The 4,718-nt window shown below is 64.0% G+C and carries 5 protein-coding genes; 1 reads left to right on the forward strand and 4 read right to left on the reverse strand.

Annotation, left to right across the window (positions count from 1 at the left end; all coding sequences use genetic code 11):
- The 4 genes from AC5E6L_RS14080 to AC5E6L_RS14095 form a co-directional block, all read right to left on the reverse strand.
- On the reverse strand, nt 1-479 hold a 479-nt coding region (locus tag AC5E6L_RS14080), incomplete at its 3' end, for an FtsQ-type POTRA domain-containing protein (RefSeq protein ID WP_491774106.1).
- Nucleotides 467-1,393 (reverse strand): D-alanine--D-alanine ligase, encoded by a 927-nt coding sequence (locus tag AC5E6L_RS14085; protein WP_491774108.1) that lies wholly within the window; start codon nt 1,391-1,393, stop codon nt 467-469. The genes AC5E6L_RS14085 and AC5E6L_RS14080, both read right to left, overlap by 13 nt.
- A 140-nt stretch (nt 1,394-1,533) precedes the next feature.
- Complete coding sequence (locus tag AC5E6L_RS14090; RefSeq protein WP_491774110.1) at nt 1,534-2,916, reverse strand: MATE family efflux transporter; 1,383 nt, start codon at nt 2,914-2,916, stop codon at nt 1,534-1,536.
- Between the two features lie 285 nt (nt 2,917-3,201).
- Nucleotides 3,202-3,816 (reverse strand): YHS domain-containing (seleno)protein, encoded by a 615-nt coding sequence (locus tag AC5E6L_RS14095; RefSeq protein WP_491774112.1) that lies wholly within the window; start codon nt 3,814-3,816, stop codon nt 3,202-3,204.
- 41 nt (nt 3,817-3,857) lie between these two features.
- Between AC5E6L_RS14095 and AC5E6L_RS14100 the strand changes: the two genes are divergently transcribed.
- Entirely contained in the window at nt 3,858-4,409 is a 552-nt protein-coding gene (locus AC5E6L_RS14100) for a TetR/AcrR family transcriptional regulator (protein WP_491774114.1), read from the forward strand.
- The last annotated feature ends 309 nt before the right edge of the window (nt 4,410-4,718 follow it).

Here is a 4,718-nt window from a genome sequence, read left to right on the forward strand (position 1 = left end):
ACGGCGAAGGGCGACCGCTCGCTGAGCTCGACCACGAGCTTTGAGGGATAGACCTTTGCGATCCGCACGCCCTCGACCCACGGCAGCGCCTTGAGCGCGGCGCGCGCCTCGGCCGGATCGATCGCAACGAGCGAGCGGGGGCCATGGAGATCGAGCGCGGCGAAAACGGCGTCCACCGGTGTGTAGGCGTTGCCCGAAAGCGCGATCTCCTCGACGGCGAAGCCGGCCGCGCCCGTCACCCGGTCGAGGGCGGTGTCGAACTGGCCGCCCAGGATCGAGCCGTACAGGATCGCGCCGCCGAGCACGGCGCCGAACAGGGCAAGCTCGACGCGGGGCGGCAAATCGACATGGCCGCCGAGCAGCCGCCCGACGAATCGCACGGGCCGGCGCAACAGCCGAGGCAGGACGCGCGCGCGCGCGCCCTCAGCGCCGCCGCCGGCCCGGTCACGCCCACCCGATTGTGCCTTCAACGCATGCAAGATGCGTCCTCCACCATCCATACAAGCAACTCGGCGAAGGAATGACCGGACGCGCGCGCGATTTCCGGAACCAGCGACGTCGCCGTCATCCCCGGCTGCGTGTTGATTTCCAGCCAGATGAGTTCCCCGTTTTCGGAAAACCGGTCGTCATGGCGGAAATCCGAGCGCGTCACGCCACGGCACCCGAATGCCTGATGTGCTTTGAGCGCCAGTTTCGTTATCTGTTGGTAAATATTTGGTGAAATTTCCGCCGGACAGACATGTTTTGAACCACCGGCAACATATTTGGAATCATAGTCGTAGAAGGAGTGGCCGACCGGTATGATCTCCGTCACCGCAAGCGCGACGCCGCCCATCACCGCGCAGGTCAGTTCGCGCCCGTGCACATAGCGCTCGACCATCACCCGGTCGCCATAGGCCCATTCGTCCGAGGTGAGGATCTGCGGCGGATGCGGCTGATCGGCCTTTACGATGACGACGCCGAAGCTCGACCCCTCGCTCACCGGCTTGACCACGTATGGCGGCTGCATCGGGTGCCTTGAGGTGATGTCGTGCCGGTTCATGACCTTGGATTCGGCAACCGGGATGCCGAAGGTGCCGGCCAGCCGCTTGGAAAGTTCCTTGTCCATGGTCGCCGCCGAGGCGAGCACGCCCGAATGGGTGTAGGGGATCTGAAGATATTCGAGGATGCCCTGCACCGTGCCGTCCTCGCCGAACGGGCCGTGCAGCGCGTTGAAGGCGACGTCGGGCTTCAGTTCGGCGAGCCGTGCGGCCAGGTCGCGGCCGACATCGATACGCGTGACGCGGTAGCCGGCGCCTTCGAGCGCGTCGGCGCATTCGGCGCCCGAGGCCAGGCTCACCGGCCGTTCGGCGGAAAAGCCGCCCATCAGCATGGCGACGTGCGTCTTGGTCATGACGGACCCTTTCAAGGCGGTGCGCCCGCGCCAGCCTGGCGCACCGAGCGTAACGCGCGCCGGAAAAGGCGCGCGCGAATCACGCCCGATCGAATCAAGTGTTTGAAGACGTGACAAGGAGAATCGGCCGAACCGGCCGATCACATGTTCGGCTTGAGAACGAAGAAGCGGTGATTGAGCAGCACCGCCGCCACCAGAAGGCCCAAGGCCAGCCCGATCCACACGCCCACGCCGCCAAGCCCGAGCGGGAAGCCCAGCAACCAGCCCAGAAACAGACCGACCGGCCAGTAGGCGAAGACGGCGATGATCATCGGCACGCGCGTGTCCTTCAGCCCGCGCAGCAGCGCCGCGCCGATGGCCTGAGCGCTGTCGACGAGTTGGAAGCAGGCGGCGACGAACAAAAGCGGCACCGCATAGGCCAGAACCGCGCCCGCATCGGCGTCGGCCTCGTCCAGGAACAGGCCGACCAGCGTTCCAGGCGCGGCAAGGAACAGCGCGGCGCCAGCCGCCGCGAAGGCAAGGCACATGGCCATGACGACCCTGGCCGCCCGGTCGAGGCCGGACGGATCGGCGCGGCCTCGGAAATGGCCGACGCGCGCGGTCGCCGCCTGCGCCATGCCCATCGGGATCATGAAGGCGAGCGAGGCCAGTTGCAGCGCGATGCCATGGGCGGCGAGCGCGACGACGCTGATCCATCCCATGAAGATCGACGAGAAGATGAACATGCTCGTCTCGGCGGTGATCATCGCCCCGATCGGCAGGCCGATCCGGAACACCTCGCCGAAAGCCTGCCGGTCCGGCTTCCAGAAGCGCACGAAGATCGCGTACGGGCGGGCGCGGGCATTGAGCGCGCAATAGGCGGCGAGCCAGCCGAAGATCAAAAGGTTGGTGCCGAGCGTTGCGATCGCGGCGCCGCGCACGCCAAGCTCCGGCGCGCCCCAGTTGCCGAAGATGAAAGCCCAGTTCAGGAGCCCGTTCAGCAGCACCCCGGCCAGGGTCGCCCAGAAGACGATGCGCGTTCTTTCGATGGCGGTCAGAAAGCCGCGCAGCGTCCACCACAACAGCAGCGGAAAGATCGACCATTGCGCGATCCGCATATAGGCGCCCGACAGGCGTGCCACCTCCGCATCCTGGCCGAGCAGCAGCATCAGCGGCTCGGTGAACCACAAAAGCGGCATCACGGCCAGGCAGTAGAGCGCGCCGACCCAGAGCCCCATGCGCGCCGCGCGGCGCACCTGGGCGGTGTCGCCCTGCCCCTGGGCACCCGCCGCCATCGGCACGACCGCATAGGCAAAGCCGGCCCCGAACATCATGATCACGAACAGGAGCTGGGTTGAGATCGAGCCGGCCGCCAGTTCGGTCACGCCGTACCAGCCCAGCATCACCGTGTCGGTGGTGTTCATCGCCATGCCGCCGAGCTGGCTGCCGACCAGCGGCGCGCCGAGCGCCAGCGTCGCCCGCGCATGGGCGGACCAACTCATCGGCGCGGGCGCCGAGCCATGCATGTTAGCCAATGTGCCCATCGCGCCGCTCTACGCGCGCTGGAGCGCGCTGCCAACCCAAATCTTGTGGCGGCAACAAAAGCCGGCAGGAACGGCTAGAGGCCGTCGCCGAATTAGGAGCATGGTACGCGGCAAAACCGCTCCAGGTCTTGGACAGGTGCATTCAAGCCGCGCCGAGGCTGGGCGAACCCAAACGCAAAACCCCGCCATCGAGCGGGGTTTTGTCGGACCGCAGCCCGCCTGCACAGCGCAGACGGGCGCGGAGTTTGTTGAAGGAAGGCCGCTTGGGCCAACCCGGTCGGATGCTTAGTTCTGAAGCTCGGCCGGTGTCTTGTCGACGATGGTTTCCCAGTTCACATCGGCTTTTTCGATGAGGCCGGGAATGTCCTTTTCCCATTCTTGCTGAATTTCCTGCGACACGTTCAGGAACAGTTCGCCATCGACCACCTTCCAGTGCTCGGGATCGCCGTCGAGCTTGAAACCCATCGCCGCGCCAAAGGCGCAGAACCCGCCATATTGCGGCAGGTAGGCGTCGGGATCGGCTTTAAAGGCCGCTTTGTGCTCCTCGCTGGCAAAGCGATAGATCGCATCATTGTGCACCGCGGTGATCTTCCAGTTGCCTTCGGTGGCCTCACCTGCCGTGAAATAGGCCACCGGGTCATAGCCCTGCAAGGCGAGCCCGGTGGTGGACGCATTGATGTCAACGCCTGCGGCAAGCGAGGACGAGGCAAGAACGACAGACAGCGCAACGCCCGACAGGATGGATTTTACAGCTTTCAATTTTGTCTCCCATTTCTGGAGCCGGAACAAAAGCGAGGCCCGGCGTTTGAGGTTTGATGATCGCAAGTTTCTGATTTGCGTCCGCGTCGAACTTGTCATTAGGAACCGTTTGGTACAAATCAACTGGCCGTGATCAGTCAAAGGCGCTATCGTTGCAGCCCGACAATTGCGAAGCGAGCGCCATGGGACGACCACGCCAATTCGACACCGACGCCGCCGTACAGGGCGCGATGGAGATCTTCTGGCGCAAGGGTTATGCGGCCACCAACCTGCCAGACCTGCTTGATGCGATGGGGCTCACGCGCGGCAGTTTTTATAAAGCCTTCGACGACAAGGCATCGGCCTATCTGATCGCGCTGGACCGCTACGATCAGGTGGTTGTGTCCAACTCCGTAAAGGCTCTGGGCAATTGCGATGTGCCCGACGCCAAGACGTGTCTGTCGCTTTTGTTCACGTCTGCCAAGGACCCGCGTCGCGGGTGTTTCATCTGCAACGCCATGGTGGAACTGGCGCCCGACAATCCCGAAGTGGCCGCCAAGGCCAATGATATGGCCGATCGCCTGCGCGCCGCCATCCTGGGCGTGCTCAACCGCTATGGCATCTCGGGCTGCAACCAGGACGCGGCGGCCACGGCCGATCTGATCCTGCATCTTTATTTCGGCCATCAGGCGATGGGCAAAAGCGGCGAATGCGCGCGCGATTGGCAAGCGCATCTGGACGGCTTGCTGGGCTAGAGCGGTTTGTTTTTAGCTGGAATCGTTTGAGCGCCGGGATTTTGTGATCTGGCAAGGCGCGTGGGACGACACGGTGCGAGCACCGTTAGGAGCGCGCAACGCCGTCCAGAACGCAAAAGACCAAGCTCGGACGATTTGCGGGTCTCATTTGATTTCAATACGTTATCGGCCCCCGGCTTGGACGTCTTTTCCGCCGGCAGCATCGTCAAAATCCTCGCACGATATTCATATCGCGCTGCGGTGTTTTCCTCGCTGCGGCGAAAAACTCTGTCCATCAAACCGCTTCCATCTAAAAACGAACCGCTCTAG

The sequence above is a fragment of the Roseitalea sp. genome, assembly GCF_984466335.1.